Genomic DNA, 22364 nt, shown 5'->3' with positions numbered 1-22364 from the left:
GGGACGCCAGGTGGACGGCCGGCTCGGTGTGGGCCGCGACGGGCTGGAGGGCATGCGAACTCCCCGGAGTGAGAACGGCGTTCAGAGGCTGTCGGTGACGGTCAGCGGACCGCCGGGTTGCGGCACCGTCGCCTGTGGGGAGCGCGCGAGGGTCGCGGCCGCGGAGGGCACGGGGTGGCGCTCGGCGAGCGGGGTCACCGGCGGCAGGTCCCTCTCGCCCAGGACGACACGGTGTACGACACGCTCGGCGGCGCGCCCGTCGTCGTACGGGCAGAAGCGCTCGCGGAACGCGGTCCGCAGCTGGGTCGAGCGGGAGCCGCGCCAGTGGCCGCTGGCGAAGATGTCGATCAGCTCGTCCTCGCTGCGGGCGACCGCGCCCGGCGGGAAGGCGCGCACGTCGAAATAGGTGCCGCGGGCCGCCTCGTACGCCGCCCGGTCCTCGTCGGCGGAGTGGATCACGATCGGGCGGTCCAGGCCCGCGTAGTCGAACATCAGGGACGAGTAGTCGGTGAGCAGGACGTCCGAGGCCAGGCAGAGGGACTCGACGCCGGGGTGGCCGGTCACGTCGATGATGCGGGCGCTCTTCGGGACGGGGCCGTGGGTGCGGGCGAGGACGACGTACCGGGGGCCCAGGCGGCGCAGGAGGCGTTCCAGGTCCAGAGGGGAGCGCTGGGTGCGGCAGTGGTCGCGGTGGGCGGGGGCATAGAGGATCGCGACGCTGTCCTCGGGGATGCCGAGGGACTCACGGAGCCGGACGACGTCGTTCGACGTGGCCTTCTGGAACACGTCGCCCCGCGGGGAGCCGTATTCGAGCGTGGTGTAGCCGCCCGGGTAGACCCGCTCCCAGGTGAGAGTGGAGTGGCGGTTCGCCGACAGGACGTAGTCCCACTTGTCGACGTCGGCGAGGAGCCCTTCGAAGTCCAGGTCACGCGCCGCGGCCGGCCGCTCCTGGAGGTCGAGGCCCATGTGCCCGAGGGGGGTGCCCGCCAGGGTCTGCACCAGGATCTGCCGGCGGCGCTTGACCAGGCGGGGCTCGAAGCCGGTGTCGCTGACGAGGTACTTGGAGCGGGCCAGGGCCGTCCAGTAGGCGGCCGTGTCGGGGCGGGCCAGCCAGGTCGTGCGGATGTGCGGCGCGAAGGTGCGGAAGGCCTCCTCCAGGGCGCCCGGGTTGCAGCCGTGGTCGCGGCCCTCGTACGCGGTGAAGGCGGCACGGTCGGCGCGCAGGGGCAGCCGGAGCTGGATCCGGTAGTGCAGACGCAGCGCCGTCGCCCTTGCGGTGCGCAGGAGTTTGACGGAGACCTTGACCGTCCTGCGGTGCAGGGCCACCGCCACTTGTAGTGAGCGGTACGTGCGGTGCAGACCCCAGCGGATCAGGGTGTGGCGGAGGCGGGAGCCCAGCGGGACGGGCGGGCCGGGGACGCGGTAACGGCGGTAGTGGGAGCGGGCCTTGCGCAGGAACTCGGCGCGGGAACCCCGGGGGAGTCGGTCGCGGTGGGAGAACACCTTCGTCAGGTGGTTGATCATGCGGTGGAACAACAGCGGCCGCCAGCGGGCCAGTTGGGGGCGTGCGTCGAGGAACGCGAAGACCCGGTCGTACTGTTCGAAGAGGTCGAAGTGCTTACGGCTGGTGGTGGAGAGGATGTTGCCCTGACGGCGCTGCCGGTAGTGCACGCACACCCGGTCGAGGGTCGTGATGGACTCCGCGGCCATCAGCACCGGGAACGTCCACGGGGTGTCCTCGTAGTAGCCCGGCGGGAAGGTGAAGCCCTCGCGCTCGACGAACTCCCGCCGGTACGCCTTGTTCCAGGCCACCATCAGCAGCTTCAGCAGGCCCGGGCGGTCCTCCAGACGGAAGGGGGCCGCGCCCTGCTCGGTGAGCTGGTCGGCGACGACGTTGCGGACGACCTCGCCCGACCAGAAGGTGCGCGCGTAGTCGTAGACGACGACATCCGGATCGCCCGTCTCCTTCAGACGGTCGGCGATGGCGCGCAGGGCGTGCGGGGTGAGCGTGTCGTCGCCGTCCAGGAAGACCAGGTAGTCGCCGCTCGCCCGCTCCAGGCCGGCGTTGCGGGCGCCGCCCAGGCCCTGGTTCTCGGTCAGGTGCACGGGGCGGACGCGCGGGTCGCGGGCCGCGAACTCGTCGATGATCGCGCCGCTCGCGTCCGGGGAGCAGTCGTCGACCGCGATCAGTTCGAGATCGGGATACGACTGCGACAGCACCGATTCCAGGCATTCGTGCAGATACGCCTGAACCTTGTACGCGGGGACGATGACACTGAACCTGGGCAAGGCACATCCATGGGGTCGGCGCGGACGACGGGGCCTTGCCCGGGAACGGCCGATGGAGTGACTTGGTTACGGTGCCTGCGGCATACGGGGGATCCTGGGTGAACGGAAGGGGGCGGGACCGTAACGTCCCACCCCCTCCAACGCGTTGGCCCCCAGGACTACTTGACGGCGCCCGCCATGACACCCGAGACGAACTGCCGCTGGAACGCGAAGAAAACGACCAGCGGGATCACCATCGAGATGAACGCGCCGGGTGCCAGTACGTCGATGTTGTTGCCGAACTGCCGTACCTGCTGCTGCAGAGCGACCGTCAGCGGCTGGGACTCCGCGTTCGAGAACACCAGCGCCACCAGCATGTCGTTCCACACCCACAGGAACTGGAAGATGCCGAGGGACGCGATCGCCGGCGCGCCCAGCGGCATGACCACGGTGAGGAACAGCCGGGTCTCGCCGGCGCCGTCCAGCCGTGCCGCCTCCAGGAGTTCACGCGGGATCTCCGCGAAGAAGTTCCTGAGCAGGAAGATCGCGAACGGCAGTCCGAAGCCGACGTGGAAGAGGACGACTCCGATGATGTCGCCGAAGATCCCGATCTTGCCGAAGAGATCGGCGAGCGGGATCAGGGCCACCTGGACCGGCACGACCAGCAGCGCCACCACGACCAGGAACCACCAGTCGCGCCCCTTGAAGTCCATCCAGGCGAAGGCGTATCCGGCCATCGCGCCGAGAAGCACCACGAGGAGCGTGGCCGGCACCGTGATCCAGACGGTGTTGAACAGCGCGTGGGTGATCGCGTCCTTCTCCAGGAGCGACTGGTAGCTCTTGGCGGTCAGTTGGCTCGGCGCGGTGAACACCTTCCACCAGCCCGAGGTGGCGATGTCGGTCGGGTCGCGGAACGACGAGACCAGCAGGCCGAAGGTGGGCACCAGCCAGAACAGGGCGACCAGTATCAGGAAGATCCGCATCACCCCGCCCGCCGCGCCGCTCGCCACCCGTGTGGCGAGGGAGCGCTTGGCGCGCACGGTCGTGTCGAGGGCGGTCACCGCTGACGCTCCTTCCTCAGCCGGCGGATGTTCACGAACATCACCGGCAGCACGAGCAGCAGCAGGATGACGCCGATCGCGCTGCCGACACCCTCGTTGCCGCCGCCGCCGAAGGACGACAGGAACAGCTGCAGGGCAAGGACGTTGGCGTCGTCCTGACTGGGTTGCGGGGCGATGATGTAGACCAGGTCGAAGATCTTCATCACGTTGATCATGAGTGTGATGAGGACGACGACCAGGACGGGGGCGAGGAGGGGAACGGTGACCCTTCTGAAGACCTGCCACTCGTTCGCGCCGTCCACCCGTGCCGCCTCCAGCAGGTTGCGGTCCACACCCGCAAGGCCCGCCGCGATCAGCACCATCGCGAAGCCCGCCCACATCCACACGTACGCACCGATGATGGCCGGCGTGACCAGCGTCGGGCCGAGCCAGTCGATGCCGTTGTACGGAGCCGAGAAGTTCGAGGCGGGCAGCCGCAGTTGGGCTCCGTCTGCCGCGGCCGGGAGGGTGAAGGTGCCGTCGGCGCCGCTCTTGGCGGAGGCGACCACCTTGCCGCCCTTCACGGCCTCCACCTTGACGCCCTTCAGCGCCTTCTCACCCGGGTCGACCTTGCCCTTCGTGCCGCCGCCGCCCAGCTTGAAGTCCAGCCAGACGGTGCCGGTGACACCGGAACCGCTCGCTGTCCTCGCGTTCTCGGGGGTGCCGGGCAGCTTGTTGGGTGCGATGCCGACCAGGGGGAGCAGGGCCGGGGTGCCCGCCTTCACGGTGCCCGTCGTCGTGAACGAGCCGCCGCCGGAGGGCTTGAGATCGGTCGCCGTCTCGTTGGGCCGCGCGCCCGGATACACCGACGACGACACGAACGTGTCATGGATGGACTTGGCGACGGCGTTGGCGGCGCCCAGGCCCGGGTCCTGCTCGTAGACGAGACGGAAGATGATCCCGGCGGCGAGCATCGAGATCGCCATCGGCATGAAGACGATCAGCTTGAACGCCGTTCCCCAGCGCACCCGTTCGGTCATCACGGCGAAGATCAGACCGAGCGCGGTGACGATCGCGGGCGCCACCGCCACCCAGATCGCGGTGTTGCGTACGGCGGTCAGAGTGGCGTCGTTGCTGAAGATGTCGCCGTAGTTCTTCAGCCCGACGAAACCGGAGCCGTCGGCGTCGTAGAGACTGCGCCAGACCGAGTACCCGATGGGGTAGACCACGAGCGCCCCGAGGAGCACGAACGCGGGCAGCAGGAACAGCACCGCCACCCACAGCCGGGTCCCCGTGACGCTCTTGCGCGGTGAGACGGAGGGCGTCGGCAGTACGCCGGCGCCCCCCGTCGAGTTCGCTACGGACGTCATGGCCGTGCCGTCAGCCGGCCGCGTACGCCTTGGCCGCGTCGGCCTCCAGCTTCTGCTGGGCGCCGGCGACGTCCTTCGGGTTCCTCAGGAAGTCCTGCAGGTCCTTCCACTCGCCGATGCCGGCCGTGCCGCCGAAGGCAGCCGGGGCCTGGTCGGACATGTCGAAGCGGAAGTTGTCACCGGCCGCGAGGAGTTGCTTGGCGATCTGCGCGGTGATCGCGTCCTTGTACTTGGACTGGTCCATCTCCTTGTTCGGGGAGAGGATGCCGCCCTGGGCCGCCCAGATCTCCGCCGCGTCGGTGGAGGCCAGGAACGTCAGCAGCGCCTGCGCGCCCTTGCTGTCCTTCAGCGCCACGGCCACGTCGCCGCCGCTGACCACGGGGGCCTGGGAGCCGACCGCCGGGAACGGGAACACCTTCGCGTCCGTGCCCAGCTTCGCCTTGGTGTCGCCGTTGATGTTCGCGGCCACGAAGTCGCCCTCGAAGACCATCGCCGCCGGGGTGTCGCCGGAGAAGGTCTGCGTGACCGACTTCGGGAACTCCGTGTTCAGCGCGCCCTTGGTGCCGCCCGCGATCAGGTCGTTCTTGCCCCAGAGCTGAGCGAGCGTGGTGAGCGCGTCCTTCACGGACGGGTCCGTCCACTTGATCTTGTGTGCGGCCAGCTGGTCGTACTTGTCGGGGCCGGCCTGGGAGAGATAGACGTTCTCGAACCAGTCGGTGAGCGTCCAGCCGTCCGCGCCGCCGATCGACACGGCGGGCGAACCGGCGTCCGACAGCGTCTGCGCGGTTTTGAGGAAGTCCTGCCAGGTCTTCGGGGGCGTGGTGATGCCCGCTGCCTCGAAGGCCTTGGTGTTGTACCAGACCAGGGACTTGTTGGCGGCCTTGGCATAGACGCCGTACTGCTTGCCCTTCCAGGCCCCGAGGTCGACCCAGCCCTTGCTGAAGTTCTTCTCCAACTGGGCCTTGGCGTCCGGGCCGAGCGGCTTGAGCCAGCCCTTGTCCGCGAACTGGTGCAGCACGCCGACCTGAGGCAGGAACGCGACGTCCGGCGGCTGACCGCCCTGGATCTTGGTGCCGAGGAACGTGGAGGTGTTGTTGCCCGTCGGCACGAAGTTGACCTTCGCGCCGGTGCGCTTCTTGAACTCGTCCATGACCTTCATGAAGTTGTCCTGCTCGGCACCGGTCCAGACGGCGGCCACCTCAAGCGTCTGGCCGTTCAGCTTGGGCAGCTTGACGGAGCCGGAGCTCCCCGAGCTGCCACCGTCGCTGCTGCTCTTGTCGCCGCTCCCGCCGCAGCCCGTGAGTGCCAGCGCGAGTGCCGCCGCCAGGAGGGCGGCTGCGGATTTGGCGGCCCTGCGTGTCCGGTTCTTGCTGCTCGTGCTGCGCATCACTGCCCCGTTCTCCGTTCTTCGTCGAACGTCGAGCGCTGTCCCGTGTGATCTGGTCTACGCCCGTGGGGTGGGGTCGGCAAGTGCGCGTCCGCTGTCAACCCGGGGATCGTGACCCCCTCGTGACCGGGTGTTCGGTGTTGGTGTGACCGTCTGCTGGGGGCTGCCGCCGACCGGCGCTACAGAAGTGAACCGGCGCTACAGAAGTGACGGGACTTCGGACGCCGAGACCTCCCGTGCCGCCCGCTCCAGTGCGCTGGCCAGCAGGGCCAGGTCCGTCGGGCCGTTGCCCAGTTCTCGTACGGGCCTGCGGGTCGGGGGGTCGCCCATGCGCTGCCAGTCCAGGGGGACGACCGTGGGGCGGAGGGTGGCCGTGCGGGGGATGCGGCCCGTGACGCGGCCGCCCTGGAAGGGGGTCGTCCGGCCGTCGGGGCGGGTCAGGCTGCCGCGGCCCGGTGCCGGGTCGTCAGGGCCGCTGCCCGGGGCGTCGAGGGCCACCCGGAGGGTGGCCTTCCGGGCGGGTTCCGTGTCCGCCGCACGGCCGCCGGGGGCGGTTGCGGCCACCAGGTGGACGCCGAGTCGCTCGCCCTCGCGGGCCACCGCCTCCAGCGCCCGCATGACGGAACCCGCGGCCGGGCGGCCCGGTGAGCCGAGCGCGGGGGAGACCAGGGCGTCCAGGTCGTCCACGACCACCACCAGCCGGGGGAGAGGCGGTGCCGCTTCCGTCTGCCGGCGCGCCGCCCCCGGACGCAGCCGAATCGTCGAGCTGGGCGGGGAGTCCAGGTCGCCGGTCGCGGTCGTACCGGTCGCCCGCTGGGCCACCATGCGCTCCGACAGTTCCCGGCCCGTGTGCCACTCGGTGAAGGTGGAGCGGCCCAGCAGCTCGGCCCGGCGCTTCAGCTCGGCGCTCAGGGACTGCGCGAACTCCCGCATGCGGACGGGGTCGTTGGCGGTGAGGTGGGTCGTGACGTGCGGGACGTCCGTGCAGACCCGCAGGCCGTCGCCGGGGCCGCTTCCGGAGGGCGTACCCGCGGCGCCCACGCTGTCCCGGCCGTCCATCAGGACGATGCCCAGCCGGTCGGGGCGCTCGGCTGCGGCCAGCGACGCGACCATCGCCCGCAGCAGCTCGGTGCGTCCGCTGCCCGCCGGGCCCTCGATCAGCAGGTGCGGGCCGTCGGCGGCGAGGTCCGCGCTGACCGGGCCGCGCGGGCCGGCGCCGAGCACGGCCCAGGCCCGCCCGCCGAGCGCCTGCGCGTCGTCCGCCGCGTCCGCCCAACGCGCCATCAGCGAAGCCGGGGTGGCCCTCGCAAGCCCCAACTCGTCCAGCAGCCGCGCCGCTTGGGGCAACGGCACGGACACGCGTGCCTGCCGCTCGGTTCCGGAACCGTCCGTCCGGAGCGGCGCCAGCGCCCGCGCGAACCGCTCGGCCCAGGCGAGCGAGACGGCGTCCACGGCGGCCACGGTGCCGGGGCCTATGGGGCCGGACTGCGGGCGGGCGGTGGCCGTGGTCATGGGCGCGGGCACGGGCCTGGGCATGGTGTGGGTGTCGGCCGGTGACACCGGTTCCGTGCGGACGGGCGGGGCCGCCGGCGTCGGCGGGCGGTCCGTGGTCGCGCCTCCGGAAGCTGCGGAACCGGTCCGCGCGACCCGCATCAGCCGCAGTGCCGTAGCCACGTCCCCGCTGAGCAGCGCGACCGCGCCGCAGTCGCGGAAAGCCGGTGCCACCGCGCACGCCGCCTCGTACGTCTCCGTCACCGGTGACGCGGGCGAGGCCGACAGCGTCTCGGCGAGGCAGACGACATGTATCCCGGCCCGCGGTCCCTCCAGCGCCAGCCGGGCCACCGCCTCCCGCACCGCGGCGCCGCCGGGGTCGCCGTCCACGACGACCACGGTGTACGGCCCGGCGAAGGCGTCCGGCTCCTCCACGCCGTCGTCAGTCCGGGCCCAGGAGGGCCGGTGGGCCTGGAGGTCGGAGGCGCGTGGTGCCGCCGGGCGGGTTCCGTGCCTCGCCTCCGTCTGCTGGTCCTCCAGGCGCCGCAGCAGCTCGTCGGTGCGGGCCGTGGCCTGTTCGCGGTCGTAGGCGAGGAGGAGGCGGCAGTCCTGGCCGTGGCCGGGGCGCAGATGGGGGAGCCAGCCGAGCCAGGACCATTCCGCGGTGCGCTCCTCCAGCGGGCGGGAGCGGTCCGCGGCGATCAGGACGATCTCCAGGGCCTCGGGCGAGTGCAGCGCTGCCAGCTGGGCCAGCACCGCGCGGGCCAGCCCGGACAGCCGGGTGCGGGGGCCGGCCAGGCCCAGCGCCCCGGCCTCGCGCAGATCCGCGGTCACCGGCACCGCGGGCAGCAGGCCGGAGCCGTCGGGCGCCGCCCGGTCCGCCGTGCCGAGCCGCACCGTGAGCGCCTCCGGGTGCCCCGGCCCGCGCTCCCACAGCCGGGGGCCCGGCCCGAGCGCCGTCAGCAGCAGCGCGGCCGGGTCCGGCCAGGTCTCCGCGAGCTGGGGGCCGGTGCGGGGGGCGGGCCCCGCCGTCATGTCGGGAGTGTCGTCCTCGTCGTACACGTCATGCTCGGCCATGGCCTGCTCGCCGCGGCCGCCGGCCAGTCGTCGCGCCCACGCGGAGAGCCCACCGCGCCTGCGCAGGCCCGGCGGCACGTCGGTCCCGCGGAGCGGGGTTCCCTTGCGGCGGCCGGTTTCGGGGGCGTCTGTGCCGTCCGGTGCGGCGGGCGTCTCCCATACGACCGCACCGAAGCGGCCCGCGTGAGTGTCGCCGCCCGCTGCGGATGCTCCTGCGGCCCCCATCTCCATCCGCGGCGCCCCGCCCTGCTCGGGCACCAGCAGGGGTTCACCGGAGCCGTGTCCCTGGGCGGTGGGCATACCGCGCGAGGGGGTGGCGGAGGGGTCGCCGCCGTCGGCCACGCGGGCGTGAGGGTCCGCTTCGGGCGAGGGGGTGCCGATCGCAGGAGCCGTCGGTGTCCCGTCGGCGGTGTCTGAATCGCGCTCGCCCCCGGAGGCCACCCGGACATGCCCCTCCCCGTCCGGAGCCGTCGGCACCCGAGCCCCCGGTCCCCCGGCCGGAGCAACCCGCAGTGCCGACTCGCCGATGCGGAGCAGTGCGCCCGGTGTGAAGCGCACCGGGCGGGTGCTCAGGCGGGTGCCGTCCAGGGTCGTGCCGTTCGTGGAGTCGAGGTCGGCGACCGAGACCTGGCCGTCCGCGGCGACCGTGACCGCGCAGTGGAGGCGGGAGACGTCCGGGTCGTCGAGCGGGACGTCCGCGTCGGCGGAGCGGCCGATGCGGATCTCTCCGCCGTGCAGGAGGTGCACGCCACCCGCGTCCGGACCCGCGATCACATGCAGCTGGGTCGGGGCGTCGTCCAGCTCCGGGTGCGGTTCCGGCTCGGCCGGGGCGCCCAGGGAGAGCACCGCGCCGTCGATCAACGGGGGCTCGCCGAGCGTGCTGCGGCGGTCGTCCAGACGCTCCGCGCCCGCGTACAGCACCACCGCGCCGCCGGAGGCCGAGGCGCCCGCGTCGCCCGCGACCGCCGAGGCCAGCGCCGACGCCACCGCGGCCAGGGCCGTGCCGGCGGGTGCCGTGACCAGCACGTCGCAGCTCGCCGTGCGGCCCCGCGCGCGGTCGGGCGGGCCCAGGGGGTCTACGACGGTCAGCCGGATCTGCATCGCCGTCAGCGGTCCCTTCTGCGCGCGTCTGCGCGGGCGCGGACTACCCCCACCCCACACGAGCACATCGGCCAGTACTGGTACTCCACGCATCCTCGCACCTGCCACTGACAACGCGCCCGCCGCTCGGGGGCAAGTGATCTTGAATGGTCGGCTCTGCCCGCAAAAGTGCCTGACAGATGACACAGCGCAGACCGCTTGAGATCAGTCACGCCCGCTTCGGGCAACCGGTGGACCAAGTCGAGCGTCTTTCCTTCGAACATGCACGGGGAGGCGTACGTAAGACGCTGGGACGGCGACAGGTCGGTGCCGCACACAGCGGCACTACAGTGGGTCGGAACGGTAAGCAAGCAGCAGGGAGCACATGACGTGCGGCCGGTAGGCAGCAAGTACCTGCTCGAGGAGCCGCTCGGTCGCGGCGCCACGGGCACCGTCTGGCGGGCCCGCCAGCGAGAGACCGCGGGGGCCGAGGCCGCCGTGCCCGGTCAGCCCGGCGAGACCGTCGCGATCAAGGTTCTCAAGGAAGAGCTCGCGAACGACGCGGACATCGTGATGCGCTTCCTCAGAGAGCGCTCCGTGCTGCTGCGGCTGACCCACCCGAACATCGTGCGGGTGCGCGACCTGGTCGTCGAGGGCGATCTGCTGGCACTGGTCATGGACCTGGTCGACGGCCCCGACCTGCACCGCTACCTGCGCGAGAACGGCCCCTTCAGCCCCGTCGCCGCGTCCCTGCTCACCGCCCAGATCGCCGACGCGCTCGCCGCCAGCCACGCCGACGGCGTCGTGCACCGCGACCTGAAGCCCGCCAACGTCCTGCTCAAGCAGGACGGCGGCCAGATGCACCCGATGCTCACCGACTTCGGCATCGCGCGCCTGGCCGATTCCCCGGGCCTGACCCGCACCCACGAGTTCGTCGGCACGCCCGCGTACGTCGCACCTGAGTCCGCCGAGGGCCGCCCGCAGACCTCGGCCGTCGACATCTACGGCGCCGGCATCCTGATGTACGAGCTGGTCACCGGCCGTCCCCCCTTCGGCGGCGGATCGGCCCTGGAAGTACTGCACCAGCACTTGAGTGCCGAGCCGCGCCGCCCGTCCACGATCCCGGACCCGCTCTGGACGGTCATAGAGCGCTGCCTGAGCAAGAACCCGGACGACAGGCCCAGCGCCGAGAACCTCGCGCGCGCCCTGCGCGTCGTCGCTGATGGCGTCGGTGTGCACGCGAACGCCGCGCAGATCGCCGCCGCGGAGGCCGTCGGCGCCCTGCTGGCCCCTGACCCGACGCCGGCGGCCGTCCCCGGCTCGGCCGACCCCACGCAGGTTCTGCAGCACGGAGCGGGCTCGTACGACCCGAACGCGGCGACCAGCTTCCTGCCCCATAACGGCGGACCGGGCCCGGCGGGCGCCGCCGACCCCACCGCCGTACTCCCGAACACCGGGGCCGCGGACCCGACCGCCGTCATGCCGCCGGTGCCGCAAGGCCAGCCGGGGCAGCAGCCCGAGCAGCCGCACCCCTGGCAGAACCAGCTGCGCGCCGCCCGAGACCGCAACGAGCAGACACAGGTCCAGCAGTACCTCGACCCGAACGAGGACCCGCTGCGCCGCCGCCCCCAGCGGCAGGTCGCCCGCCCGCAGCAGCAGCGCCCCCAGCAGCAGCGACCGCAGCAGGCGTACGGCTATCCGCAGCAGCAACAGCCGCAGCAGTACGCCCCGCCGCAGCACCAGCAGCCCCAGCGGTACGCCCCTCCGCAGCAGCCCCAGCAGCCCGCCCGGGAGCCCAGGGAGCCACGACAGCGGCAGCGCAGCGCCAACCCGATGAAGATCCCCGGGCTCGGCTGTCTCAAGGGCTGCCTGTTCACGATCGTCATCCTGTTCGTCGCGGGCTGGCTGGTCTGGGAGCTGAGCCCGCTCCAGGAGTGGATCGGTACGACCAAGAGCTACTGGCAGCAGCTGTCCGACATGTTCAGCACCGTGAGCGGCTGGATCGGAAAACTGGGCGATCTGGTCGGAGGAAAAGGCGGGAACGGCGGCAACTGAGCAGCGAGCTTGGTGATTTGTCGACACCTGGCGGGTGATTTCCGTCTCTGCGGTGAAGGTTGGCTCCTCGGACGCGTAGTTTTGTCGGCTGGGGGTCTGGGGGTTGTCCCCCAGGAAGGCGCAGCAGCGACACAACGCGTCCCGTAGGAGCAGTCTTGGCACGGAAGATCGGCAGCCGGTACACCGCGAACCAGATCCTGGGGCGGGGCAGCGCCGGCACGGTGTGGCTGGGCGAGGGGCCCGAGGGACCCGTCGCCATCAAGCTGCTGCGCGAGGATCTCGCGTCCGACCAGGAACTCGTCGGCCGCTTCGTGCAGGAGCGCACGGCGCTGCTCGGTCTCGACCACCCGAACGTCGTCTCCGTCCGCGACCTGGTGGTGGACGGCAACGACCTCGCGCTGGTCATGGACCTGGTCCGCGGCACCGACCTGCGCACCCGCCTCGACCGCGAACGCCGGCTGGCGCCCGCGGCGGCGGTGGCGATCGTGGCCGACGTCGCCGACGGCCTCGCCGCCGCGCATGCGGCGGGCGTCGTGCACCGCGACGTCAAGCCGGAGAACGTGCTCCTCGACATGCAGGGCCCGCTGGGGCCCGGCGGCTCCCACCCCGCCCTCCTGACCGACTTCGGCATCGCGAAGCTCATCGACTCCCCGCGCCGCACCCGCGCGACGAAGATCATCGGCACCCCGGACTACCTGGCCCCGGAGATCGTCGAGGGCCTGCCCCCACGCGCGGCGGTCGACATCTACGCCCTCGCGACCGTCCTCTACGAGCTGCTGGCGGGCTTCACCCCGTTCGGCGGCGGACACCCGGGCGCGGTGCTGCGCCGTCACGTCACGGAGACGGTCGTCCCGCTCCCGGGCATCCCGGACGAGCTCTGGCAGCTCCTCGTGCAGTGCCTGGCCAAGGCGCCGGCCTCCCGGCTGCGCGCCTCGGAGCTGGGCGCCCGGCTGCGGGAGCTGCTGCCGCTGGTCGCGGGGATGCCGCCGCTGGACGTGGACGAGCCGGACACGGAGCCGACGGAGGAGCCCGAGACGACGGCCGGGGAGGCCGCGGCCCCGACCCGTGAACGGGTACGGCGCGGTGCGGTCCCTCTGGTACCGGGCGCGAAGCCGGCCGACTCCAACCGGGACACCCATACGTCGATGAGGGTCCCGGCCCCGGACGAGCTGGCAGGGGGTGCCCGCGGCACGGCCCGGGTGCCGCGTGCGGCGGGCACGCCCCGGCCGGGGTCCGCGCGGCACAAAGCGGTGACGCGCCGGCGCCGGGTCGTGCTGGGGACGGCCGCGGCGATACTGGTGACAGCGGCCGGAGTGGGGACGTGGCTGGCGACGTCGGGGGACGACGCGGGGGCGACACCACAGGACTCGAAGCACTCGGCGCCGGCTTCGCCGTAGTTCTCCGCCCGTCCGGCGTTTGAGGACGAGGCCCTTTAAGGGCCGAAAGCGGGGGTCCGGGGGCGGTAGCCCCCAGCAGACGGCGCCGAGACCCCTGGCCACAGCCCGGCCCAGCGGCCCGGCGCTGCCCGCTTGGCGGAGCCGTTACGCTGGGGGTGTGGCAGTCGTCGATGTATCCGAAGAGCTCAAGTCCCTCTCCTCGACCATGGAGTCGATCGAGGCCGTTCTGGACCTCGACAAGCTGAGGGCAGACATCGCCGTGCTCGAGGAGCAGGCGGCCGCGCCGTCCCTGTGGGACAACCCGGACGAGGCGCAGAAGATCACCAGCAAGCTGAGCCACCTGCAGGCCGAGGTCAGGAAGGCCGAGGCGCTGCGCGGGCGGATCGACGATCTCGCCGTGCTCTTCGAGATGGCCGAGGAGGAGGACGACCCGGACACCCGCGCCGAGGCCGAGTCCGAGCTCGCCGCCGTCAAGAAGGCGCTGGACGAGATGGAGGTCCGGACGCTCCTGAGCGGGGAGTACGACTCCCGTGAGGCGCTCGTCAACATCCGCGCCGAGGCCGGTGGCGTCGACGCCGCCGACTTCGCGGAGAAGCTCCAGCGGATGTACCTGCGCTGGGCGGAGGCCAAGGGCTACAAGACCGAGCTCATCGAGACGTCGTACGCGGAAGAGGCCGGCATCAAGTCGACCACCTTCGCCGTGCAGGTGCCGTACGCCTACGGCACCCTCTCGGTCGAGCAGGGCACCCACCGGCTCGTGCGCATCTCGCCCTTCGACAACCAGGGGCGCCGCCAGACCTCCTTCGCGGGCGTCGAGGTGCTCCCCGTGGTCGAGCAGACCGACCACATCGAGATCGACGAGTCCGAGCTGCGCGTGGACGTGTACCGGTCCTCGGGCCCCGGCGGCCAGGGCGTCAACACCACCGACTCCGCGGTGCGCCTCACCCACCTCCCCACGGGCATCGTCGTCTCCTGCCAGAACGAGCGGTCGCAGATCCAGAACAAGGCCACCGCGATGAACGTCCTCCAGGCCAAGCTCCTTGAGCGTCGCCGCCAGGAGGAGCAGGCCAAGATGGACGCCCTGAAGGGCGACGGCGGCAACTCCTGGGGCAACCAGATGCGTTCGTACGTCCTGCACCCGTACCAGATGGTGAAGGACCTGCGCACCGAGTTCGAAGTCGGCAACCCCGAGGCCGTGTTCAACGGTGAGATCGACGGGTTCCTCGAGGCCGGAATTCGCTGGCGCAAGCAGCAGGAGAAGTAGCCGAGTGAAGTAACTTTGTCGACTTGCCAACTGCCGCCCCATGGGCGGCAGTTGCTGTTTGTCTGGGTTTTACATCACACTCACAGGTTCCAACTCGATGTAAACAAGACGCAAGTGGACATTGCGCACGCAACGCCCTTGACGTTGCTTTGAAAAATGGGAAGGGTAAAGCGCGGCATGCGTATCTCTGGGGCGCATGTGAACCGGGGGATTTTTGCAGCGCAGTTACCTCCGTCGATCACGGCCCCCGAGCGCCGCCTCAATGACGATGAGCTACTGGGGGTAGCAACCTTATGACGAAGAAGACGCGGCTCCGCGTCGCGCGGGTAGCCGCTGGCGCAGTGATCGCTGCCGGTGCCTCGCTGACCGCCGCCGGTGCCGCTTCCGCGGTGGGTATCGACGTGAACGTGGCCGGTGTCAACGTGGGTGTCAACACCGGCGGCGACGACACCGGGGGTACGGGCGGCGGCCCGTGCGACATCGTTCTCGACCCGACCTGCGACCCCGGTGGCACCACCGGCGGCAGCACGACCGGCGGTGCGACGACCGGCGGTGACACCACGGGTGGTGACACGACCGGTGGCACCACCACTGGCGGTGACACCACCGGCGGTGACACCACGGGTGGCGTGATCGGTGGCGTGATCGGTGGCGGCACCACGGGCGGTGACACCACGGGCGGTGACACCACGGGCGGTGACACCACCGGTGGCGACACCACGGGCGGCGCGACGACCGGTGGCGACACCACGGGCGGTGCCACGACCGGCGGCGACACCACGGGCGGTGGCAGCACCACGGGTGGCGGCAGCACCACTGGTGGTGACACGACCGGTGGCAGCACCACGGGTGGCGGCAACGGCAACTCGGGTGGCAGCGGCAACGGGAACCACGGTGGTGGCAACTCCAACACCAACCCCGACGGTAACTCCGACACCTCCGCCCAGGACGAGGGCTCCTCGGCCCTCCAGGACACGGGCTCGGACACCACGACCCAGACCCAGGGCAAGGGTCAGCAGCTCGCCGAGACCGGTGCCGGCCAGACGACCTTCCTGATCATCGGTGCCGCCACCATGATCGCCGGTGGCGTCGGCTTCCGCATTCTGCCGCGCCTCGTGGGCGGCCGTGGCGGTGCGGCTGCCTGACGGTAGCCGTGCGCACACGCAATGTGTGTGACGACGTATGACGAGGGGCCCGGAGCGTGCATCGCTCCGGGCCCCTCGGGCGTCTTCGAGCCCCTGTGTGCCGTTGTGCCGCGCTCTATGCGGTCTGGTGCGCCAGCAGCGCCACCGCCGCGATCAGCACTGCGAGCAGTGCGATCAGCGCCATGGGGTTGAGCCCCGCGAAGAAGTTCTCCTGCTGCAGCCGCTCGCGGTTCGCACGGCACACGGGGCACCGGCCCTCGCTCACGGGCGCCGCGCAGTTTGCGCACACCAGCCGGTCGTACGTCATGCGCTCGCCCTCCTTGCGAATACGTTCCACTGGGAGAACGGTTTGTGGTTGCCGAACGTTCCCCTCTCTACTGTGCCAGGTTCCTCCGGAGGGTGCGCGGGTTCCTCCCGGAGGGTGCGCGGGGGCGCCTCCAGAGGGGATGTGAGGCTTGTCTCGCGGCTGCGGGTGAGTGGGGGCTTGTCGCGCCCCGCGGCGGAGCCGCAAATCGATACAGCCCCGCGCCCCTTGCCGGCGCTGCCCCCAGGCCCGTTACAAAGCCCCGCACAAAACGGCACAACCCCCTCCCAACCCCAACCGCTGCCTGCGCTTGTGCACCCGACTCGCGTATGGTCACGCTCATCTACCCCCGGCGACCCGTGGTGCATCCGTGATCCGATTCGACAACGTCTCCAAGGTCTACCCCAAGCAGACCCGTCCTGCACTCAGGGATGTGTCCCTGGAAGTGGAGAAGGGCGAGTTCGTGTTCCTCGTGGGGTCCTCGGGCTCCGGAAAGTCCACCTTTCTGCGGCTGATCCTCCGCGAGGAGCGGTGCAGCCACGGTCAGGTGCACGTTCTGGGCAAGGACCTCGCGCGCCTGTCCAACTGGAAGGTGCCGCAGATGCGGCGCCAGTTGGGGACGGTGTTCCAGGACTTCCGGCTGCTGCCGAACAAGACGGTGGCGGAGAACGTCGCCTTCGCGCAGGAGGTCATCGGCAAGTCGAAGGGCGAGATCCGCAAGTCCGTGCCGCAGGTGCTCGACCTCGTCGGGCTCGGCGGCAAGGAGGACCGGATGCCCGGCGAACTGTCCGGTGGTGAGCAGCAGCGAGTGGCGATCGCCCGCGCCTTCGTCAACCGGCCCAAACTGCTCATCGCGGACGAGCCGACCGGCAACCTCGACCCGCAGACCTCCGTCGGCATCATGAAGCTGCTCGACCGGATCAACCGGACCGGCACCACCGTGGTGATGGCGACGCACGACCAGAACATCGTGGACCAGATGCGCAAGCGCGTCATCGAGCTGGAGAAGGGCCGCCTCGTCCGCGACCAGGCACGCGGCGTCTACGGCTACCAGCACTGACCGCCACGTCCCCGGAAAGGCTCAACCAGTCGCCATGCGCGCACAGTTCGTACTCTCCGAGATCGGTGTCGGTCTCCGCCGCAACCTGACCATGACCTTCGCGGTCATCGTCTCCGTCGCCCTGTCCCTGGCCCTGTTCGGCGGGTCGCTCCTCATGAGCGACCAGGTCAGCACCATGAAGGGCTACTGGTACGACAAGGTCAACGTCTCGATCTTCCTCTGCAACAAGAGCGACGCCGAGTCCGACCCGAACTGCGCCAAGGGCGCGGTGACCGACGACCAGAAGAAGCAGATCCTCGCCGACCTGGACAAGATGACGACGGTCGTCCAGAAGGTCACGTACGAGTCGCAGGACGCGGCGTACAAGCACTACAAGGAGCAGTTCGGCGACTCCCCGCTGGCCAGTTCCCTCACGCCGGACCAGATGCAGGAGTCGTACCGGATCAAGCTGAAGGACCCGGAGAAGTACCAGGTCATCGCGACCGCCTTCGACGGGCGTGACGGTGTGCAGTCCGTGCAGGACCAAAAGGGCATTCTGGACAACTTGTTCGGGCTCCTCAACGGTATGAACTGGGCCGCGCGGGCCGTGATGGCGCTGATGCTGGTGGTCGCGCTGATGCTGATCGTCAACACCGTGCGGGTGTCCGCGTTCAGCCGGCGGCGCGAGACCGGGATCATGCGCCTGGTCGGTGCCTCGGGCTTCTACATCCAGGCACCGTTCATCATGGAGGCGGCCGTCGCCGGGCTCATCGGCGGAACGGTGGCGTGCGGATTCCTGGTGGTCGCGCGGTACTTCATCATCGACCATGGTCTGGCCCTGTCCCAGAAGCTGAATCTGATCAACTTCATCGGCTGGGACGCCGTCCTGACCAAGCTGCCGCTCATCCTCGCCACGAGTCTGCTGATGCCTGCGCTTGCCGCGTTCTTCGCGCTGCGCAAGTACCTGAAGGTGTGATGCATGCCAAGAGGGCCGTACGGTCAACCGGCCGTACGGCCCTTCTTGTTGTCCTAGACTCACCGGCATGTCAGGTCGTGACCTGTTCTGCCAGCCCCGCCGCATTCGCCGCGGGGCCGTCCTGACATTGGTCTTCGCGAGCGTCCTCGTCGCGGGTGCGGCGACCGGCTCCTTCTCCGAGGTCGACCGGAAATCCCCGTCCGGCGGGGCCCGTTCGGCCGTGCCCGCCGGTCATCACGAGGACGTGGCGAAGGCGGCGGAGGAGGCCATGGCCGACGGCAAGTCCCCGATGGAGGCCGCCGAGCGCGCGGTCAGCCGCAGCGGGGACCGCTGGGGCGCCGTCTACTCCGAGGGCGAGTACCAGGAGTTCGAGGAGGCCCTCGACGGCCAGTACACCGGGGTCGGCCTGTGGGCGCGGCGCGAGCGGGACGGCCGTATCGAGGTGACCAAGGTTGCAGACGGATCGCCCGCTGCCGCCGCCGGGATCCGCAAGGGCGACCGGCTGCGCAGCATCGACGGAGAGAAGGTCGACGGGCAGCCCGTCACCGAGGTCGTGTCGTTACTGCGCGGCGACGCGCAGGACGCGGCCGCCGGTACGGCGGTCCGGCTGGGCCTGCAGCGCGGCACGCGCGCGTGGACCGAGACTTTGCGCCGCGCCCATCTGTCCACCGATTCGGTCGCCGTTCGAAAGCTCGCCGACGGGGTCACCGTGATCAGGATCGCCGCGTTCACCAAGGGCTCCGGCGACGTCGTCCGCACCGCCGTACGGCAGGCCCCCGCGGGCGCGGGGATCATCCTCGACCTGCGCGGCAACTCCGGCGGCCTGGTCACCGAGGCCGTGACCGCCGCCTCCGCCTTCCTCGACGGCGGCCTCGTCGCCACCTACGACGTCAACGGTGAGCAGCAGGCCCTGCACGCCGCCCCGGGCGCCGACACCACCAGACCCCTGGTCGCGCTCGTCGACGGCGGCACGATGAGCGCGGCCGAGCTCCTCACCGGCGCCCTCCAGGACCGCGGCCGTGCGGTCGTCGTGGGCTCCCGCACCTTCGGCAAGGGCTCGGTCCAGATGCCGAGGCAGCTCCCCGGCGGCTCCGTCGCCGAACTGACCGTCGGGCACTACCGCACCCCTTCCGGCCGCAGCGTCGACGGCCGGGGCATCACCCCCGACCTGGACGTCACCTCGCAGGGCCAGGCGGCCGTGCAGCGGGCCGAGACCGTGCTCGGCGGCCTGGGCGACGCCGACTAGACAGCCCGTAAAGGACTGGCCCGGACACCCCCGCGTAGTGCGAAAATGGACGGCACTATGAGCAAGGGAATGTACGTACCGAAGGAGTCCCAGCCCAAGCAGGGCGGGGCGGCCGCGAAGGCCAGGGACGGCGAGAAGGGCGGCAAGCGCAAGATCGTCGCCCAGAACAAGAAGGCCCGGCACGACTACGCGATCGTCGACACCTACGAGGCCGGTCTCGTGCTGACCGGCACCGAGGTCAAGTCACTGCGCGAAGGGCGCACCTCGCTGACCGACGGCTTCGTCCAGATCGACCGCGGTGAGGCGTGGCTGCACAACGCCCACATCCCGGAGTACCACCAGGGCAGCTGGACCAACCACTCCGCGCGCCGCAAGCGCAAGCTGCTGCTGCACCGCGAGGAGATCGACAAGCTGGAGTCCAAGGCGCAGGAGACGGGTCACACGATCGTGCCCCTCGCCCTGTACTTCAGGGACGGCCGTGCGAAGGCCGAGATCGCCCTCGCACGAGGCAAGAAGGAGTACGACAAGCGCCAGACCCTGCGCGAGAAGCAGGACCGGCGGGAGTCGGACCGGGCGATCGCGGCGGCGAAGCGGAAGCAGCGGGGCGCTTAGCCGGCCCGGCGCCCGGGAATACGGTGGCATCGTCGCTCGTTGTTCACGTACGATGGCACTGCACTCCACAGCGGGTGCACGCCCTCTCCGGAGGGATTGAAAACACAACATGGGGATGATCGGTTTCGACAGCGGCTGTCGAAGCAGGGGAAGCGTGTCGAGGAAGCGGCAATGATCTCGTAAACCATATGTCGCAAAAAATAATCGCCAATTCCAAGAGCGATTCTCCCGAGCTTTTCGCTCTCGCTGCCTGATCAGGTAGTGATCGAATAGCTCCTTAATGGGAGTGTCAGCCCGGGGCTGTTCCCGACCCGGATCCTGGCATCAGCTAGGGGACTAAACCTTGATCCCGGTCACGGGGTGAAGAGGGAAATCAAACAGTGACTGGGCCCGTCGGCGACTTGTTCGCGTGATCGCCGGGGCCGAGAAAATCGCAGCGAACTGCACACGGAGAAGCCCTGATTCCGCACCGTTGGACGCGGGTTCGATTCCCGCCATCTCCACTCATCCCATGTGGGCAAGGCCCCGTCGCTTCCAAGCGGCGGGGCCTTTGTCGTGTACACCTTCACAGATCCCACACACGTGCCATAAGGTGATCGCCGCGCCCGGTGGAGCCCGACCACTCCGCCCTCGTGCGCATCGACCTGCGACCGGGGGGACCAGATCGTGCGGGAGCAGCTCTGCCCCTACTTCGAGAAGTACGACTCCGACTTCGGGCTCAGCGGCCTGACCGAGTCGTTCGCTCTGTCGACGCCGCCGGGCACGGAGGAGAAGGCGCTCGGACTCGTCACGGAGAAGCTCGCCGCATACGAGGGTGAGACGTCCGTCGACACATCGGGCATCGAGCGGCTCAGCGAGGACGAACGCCACATCCTCGGGTTCGACGTGTTCCACGACGACTTCGGGTATGCCGAGGAACTCCGCAGGGACCTGGGCAAGCTCCTGGACTCCCCGCTGTCCGACGAGGTGCTCGGTGCCGTGTGGCTTGCCGCCACGGGAGGCGGGTGGGATCCGCAGGCGCACGGAATCGGCGTGCGCGACTGGCTCGCTCGGATGGACGCGACCTGCGCGGCCCGTCCGCCCCGTGCGGTGGTGGGCCGTGCACCGGGCCCGTCGTGGTCGTTCTGGCGGCTGCCGGCCGTCGCCACCGTCCGGGAGGCGATCCTCGCGGAGATCCGGGCGTCCGCCGGTGAACTCCCCGGTCCGGCCCCGGCGCTGGAGGAGGTCGCCGCCCATGCCGACCTCGATCTCGGGTTCCGGCTCTATCTGCGGGCGCTCAAGACGGCGGGCGTGCCGGTGCCGGAGGAGCGCTGCGAAAGGTTCTGCGACCTCGGTGAACCGTTCGGATATCCCTACCACGTCGTCTACGAGGGGCTCACGGTCGTATGGCGGCCCCTGGAGGTCGCGCGGCGTCTCTTCGACGGGGACTTCGGGTTCTCCGGGCTCGCCTGGCAGTTCCACCCGAAGTGGGAGCGGTCTGTCCCGGCGCCCGAACTCCTCCACCAGACCGTCGTCGCCGACGGCTATCACATCCCCGGCGTCCAGGCGCTCGTGCTGTGGGAGGACACCGTCCGGCTGCTTCGGTCACCGCTGTCCGGCGACACGCTCACCACCCTCTGGGTCGCCACGTCGGGCACGGACCCCGGCCGCTTCGCAACCGACGGACCGGGCTGGCTGCGCCGCATCGCCGAGGAGTGCCGGGCGCGGCTGACCGAGGTCGCCCCCGGCCACACCCCCGCCCTGCCCCCGGTCCGCTCAGACCTGGCGGACGCGGTCCTGCACGAACTCCGGGAAGCCGCACCCCTGTTGGAGCCCGAGCACGTGACCGCCCTGGAGCAGGTCGTTGTCCAGGTCGACACCGACCTCGGATTCCGGCTGCTGCTGAGAGTCCTGAACACGGCGTCCGGGTCACTCACCAAACGGCAGTACGCCCGCTGCCGGGCCCTCGGCGAACGCTTCGGCTACGGCGAGGATCACGTGTCGGACGCGATCGAGTACCTCGCCCAGGACGAGTGACCGCCGGGCCGGCCCCGCCCCGCATCTCTGCACGGCCGTACGACCTCACCCCACCCCACGAAGGACCCACCCGCGCATGTTCCTGATCCGTCTCCTGCCCAAGCTGCCCCGCGAGATCTGCCTCGCCGTCATCGGGCTCATCGGCGGTGTCTTCCTCGCCGGCCACGGCATCGTCCAGGCGCACGCCGAACTCACCGGCACGCCCGGTACCGTCCAGGTCACCGACTGCCACCGCGCCACCGGAGCGTGGAGCGACTTCTGGGAGGACGGATGGGCCTGTGCCGGGTCCTTCGAGTCCGACGACCACAGTGTGCGGATCGCCGCCGTCGGGATCGACGGCATCATGACGTCCCCTCCTGACAAGCCCCTCGCGGCCCGCGTCGACGGCGCCTCGGCCCGCACCGCCACCCAGGACAGCTCCGGCCGGTGGAAGTGGCCCGCCCTCACCGGCGTCGTCGTGCTCGCTTTCACCGCCTGGCGGATCCGCTCCATCCGCGGGCTGCTGCGTGAGCGTCGCGTCGACGGAGCCGGAAGCCCGGTCCCGGCCTGAGGGTTCGGCAAGGCGTCCCATAGGCACGGTGCCCGATGTGGTGCCAC

Annotated in this window: 16 protein-coding genes and 1 other RNA gene; 11 read left to right on the top strand and 6 right to left on the bottom strand. The window is 70.7% G+C overall.

Translation table 11 applies throughout. The features are described 5' to 3' along the window. Positions 1 to 81 precede the first annotated feature (81 nt). The 5 genes from ACWDAG_RS28065 to ACWDAG_RS28045 form a co-directional block, all read right to left on the bottom strand. A complete protein-coding gene (locus tag ACWDAG_RS28065; RefSeq protein WP_450698326.1) occupies positions 82 to 2289 on the bottom strand; it encodes a bifunctional glycosyltransferase/CDP-glycerol:glycerophosphate glycerophosphotransferase in 2208 nt (735 codons plus the stop codon). Positions 2290 to 2447: 158 nt separating this feature from the next. After that, a complete protein-coding gene (locus tag ACWDAG_RS28060; RefSeq protein WP_450698325.1) occupies positions 2448 to 3329 on the bottom strand; it encodes a carbohydrate ABC transporter permease in 882 nt (293 codons plus the stop codon). Next, complete coding sequence (locus ACWDAG_RS28055; RefSeq protein ID WP_450698324.1) at positions 3326 to 4678, bottom strand: carbohydrate ABC transporter permease; 1353 nt, start codon at positions 4676 to 4678, stop codon at positions 3326 to 3328. The genes ACWDAG_RS28060 and ACWDAG_RS28055 overlap by 4 nt, the downstream gene beginning before the upstream one ends. Before the next feature lie 10 nt (positions 4679 to 4688). Beyond that, positions 4689 to 6065 (bottom strand): ABC transporter substrate-binding protein, encoded by a 1377-nt coding sequence (locus ACWDAG_RS28050; RefSeq protein WP_450698323.1) that lies wholly within the window; start codon positions 6063 to 6065, stop codon positions 4689 to 4691. 198 nt (positions 6066 to 6263) lie between these two features. Beyond that, a complete protein-coding gene (locus tag ACWDAG_RS28045; protein ID WP_450698358.1) occupies positions 6264 to 9734 on the bottom strand; it encodes an FHA domain-containing protein in 3471 nt (1156 codons plus the stop codon). A 369-nt stretch (positions 9735 to 10103) separates the two neighbouring features. Between ACWDAG_RS28045 and ACWDAG_RS28040 the strand changes: the two genes are divergently transcribed. The 4 genes from ACWDAG_RS28040 (at position 10104) to ACWDAG_RS28025 (ending at position 15574) form a co-directional block, all read left to right on the top strand. Further along, positions 10104 to 11768 carry a serine/threonine-protein kinase gene (locus ACWDAG_RS28040; protein ID WP_450698322.1) on the top strand — a complete coding sequence of 555 codons (1665 nt, stop codon included), beginning with the start codon at positions 10104 to 10106 and terminating at the stop codon, positions 11766 to 11768. Positions 11769 to 11923: 155 nt separating this feature from the next. Next, entirely contained in the window at positions 11924 to 13165 is a 1242-nt protein-coding gene (locus ACWDAG_RS28035; protein ID WP_450698321.1) for a serine/threonine-protein kinase, read from the top strand. Positions 13166 to 13322: 157 nt separating this feature from the next. Continuing rightward, positions 13323 to 14429, top strand: a complete 1107-nt coding sequence (prfB, locus tag ACWDAG_RS28030; RefSeq protein ID WP_450698320.1) for a peptide chain release factor 2 — start codon at positions 13323 to 13325, stop codon at positions 14427 to 14429. A 293-nt stretch (positions 14430 to 14722) separates the two neighbouring features. Then, positions 14723 to 15574, top strand: a complete 852-nt coding sequence (locus ACWDAG_RS28025) for a hypothetical protein (RefSeq protein WP_450698319.1) — start codon at positions 14723 to 14725, stop codon at positions 15572 to 15574. A 115-nt stretch (positions 15575 to 15689) separates the two neighbouring features. On the opposite strand, the gene ACWDAG_RS28020 is transcribed toward ACWDAG_RS28025, so the two are convergent. After that, the gene (locus ACWDAG_RS28020; RefSeq protein WP_016438128.1) at positions 15690 to 15881 is read right to left on the bottom strand and encodes a hypothetical protein; all 192 of its coding nucleotides are present in this window, start codon (positions 15879 to 15881) and stop codon (positions 15690 to 15692) included. A gap of 367 nt (positions 15882 to 16248) precedes the next feature. Between ACWDAG_RS28020 and ftsE the strand changes: the two genes are divergently transcribed. From ftsE to ACWDAG_RS27985, 7 genes are all read left to right on the top strand, one after another. Further along, complete coding sequence (gene ftsE, locus ACWDAG_RS28015) at positions 16249 to 16938, top strand: cell division ATP-binding protein FtsE (protein ID WP_030943440.1); 690 nt, start codon at positions 16249 to 16251, stop codon at positions 16936 to 16938. Between the two features lie 34 nt (positions 16939 to 16972). Continuing rightward, a complete protein-coding gene (gene ftsX / locus ACWDAG_RS28010) occupies positions 16973 to 17893 on the top strand; it encodes a permease-like cell division protein FtsX (protein ID WP_390664063.1) in 921 nt (306 codons plus the stop codon). Between the two features lie 67 nt (positions 17894 to 17960). Beyond that, positions 17961 to 19139 (top strand): S41 family peptidase, encoded by a 1179-nt coding sequence (locus ACWDAG_RS28005; RefSeq protein WP_450698318.1) that lies wholly within the window; start codon positions 17961 to 17963, stop codon positions 19137 to 19139. 69 nt (positions 19140 to 19208) lie between these two features. After that, positions 19209 to 19751 (top strand): SsrA-binding protein SmpB, encoded by a 543-nt coding sequence (gene smpB, locus ACWDAG_RS28000; RefSeq protein WP_030943448.1) that lies wholly within the window; start codon positions 19209 to 19211, stop codon positions 19749 to 19751. 111 nt (positions 19752 to 19862) lie between these two features. Beyond that, positions 19863 to 20257, top strand: a transfer-messenger RNA (tmRNA) gene (ssrA, locus tag ACWDAG_RS27995). Positions 20258 to 20417: 160 nt separating this feature from the next. Next, a complete protein-coding gene (locus ACWDAG_RS27990) occupies positions 20418 to 21767 on the top strand; it encodes a hypothetical protein (RefSeq protein WP_450698317.1) in 1350 nt (449 codons plus the stop codon). A 76-nt stretch (positions 21768 to 21843) separates the two neighbouring features. Continuing rightward, the gene (locus ACWDAG_RS27985) at positions 21844 to 22317 is read left to right on the top strand and encodes a hypothetical protein (protein WP_450698316.1); all 474 of its coding nucleotides are present in this window, start codon (positions 21844 to 21846) and stop codon (positions 22315 to 22317) included. The last annotated feature ends 47 nt before the right edge of the window (positions 22318 to 22364 follow it).

The sequence above is a fragment of the Streptomyces sp. NPDC001157 genome, from assembly GCF_053598255.1.
This window is presented reverse-complemented; position numbering and strand designations above follow the sequence as displayed.

What these genes read in the sequence shown, in the direction of transcription:
- ACWDAG_RS28055 (WP_450698324.1), bottom strand. Translation starts at nt 4,678, where the DNA reads ATGACGTCCGTAGCGAACTCGACGGGGGGCGCCGGCGTACTGCCGACG.
- ACWDAG_RS28050 (WP_450698323.1), bottom strand. Translation starts at nt 6,065, where the DNA reads ATGCGCAGCACGAGCAGCAAGAACCGGACACGCAGGGCCGCCAAATCC.
- ACWDAG_RS28045 (WP_450698358.1), bottom strand. Translation starts at nt 9,734, where the DNA reads ATGCAGATCCGGCTGACCGTCGTAGACCCCCTGGGCCCGCCCGACCGC.
- ACWDAG_RS28025 (WP_450698319.1), top strand. Translation starts at nt 14,723, where the DNA reads ATGACGAAGAAGACGCGGCTCCGCGTCGCGCGGGTAGCCGCTGGCGCA.
- ACWDAG_RS28020 (WP_016438128.1), bottom strand. Translation starts at nt 15,881, where the DNA reads ATGACGTACGACCGGCTGGTGTGCGCAAACTGCGCGGCGCCCGTGAGC.
- ftsX (WP_390664063.1), top strand. Translation starts at nt 16,973, where the DNA reads ATGCGCGCACAGTTCGTACTCTCCGAGATCGGTGTCGGTCTCCGCCGC.
- ACWDAG_RS28005 (WP_450698318.1), top strand. Translation starts at nt 17,961, where the DNA reads ATGTCAGGTCGTGACCTGTTCTGCCAGCCCCGCCGCATTCGCCGCGGG.
- smpB (WP_030943448.1), top strand. Translation starts at nt 19,209, where the DNA reads ATGTACGTACCGAAGGAGTCCCAGCCCAAGCAGGGCGGGGCGGCCGCG.
- ACWDAG_RS27985 (WP_450698316.1), top strand. Translation starts at nt 21,844, where the DNA reads ATGTTCCTGATCCGTCTCCTGCCCAAGCTGCCCCGCGAGATCTGCCTC.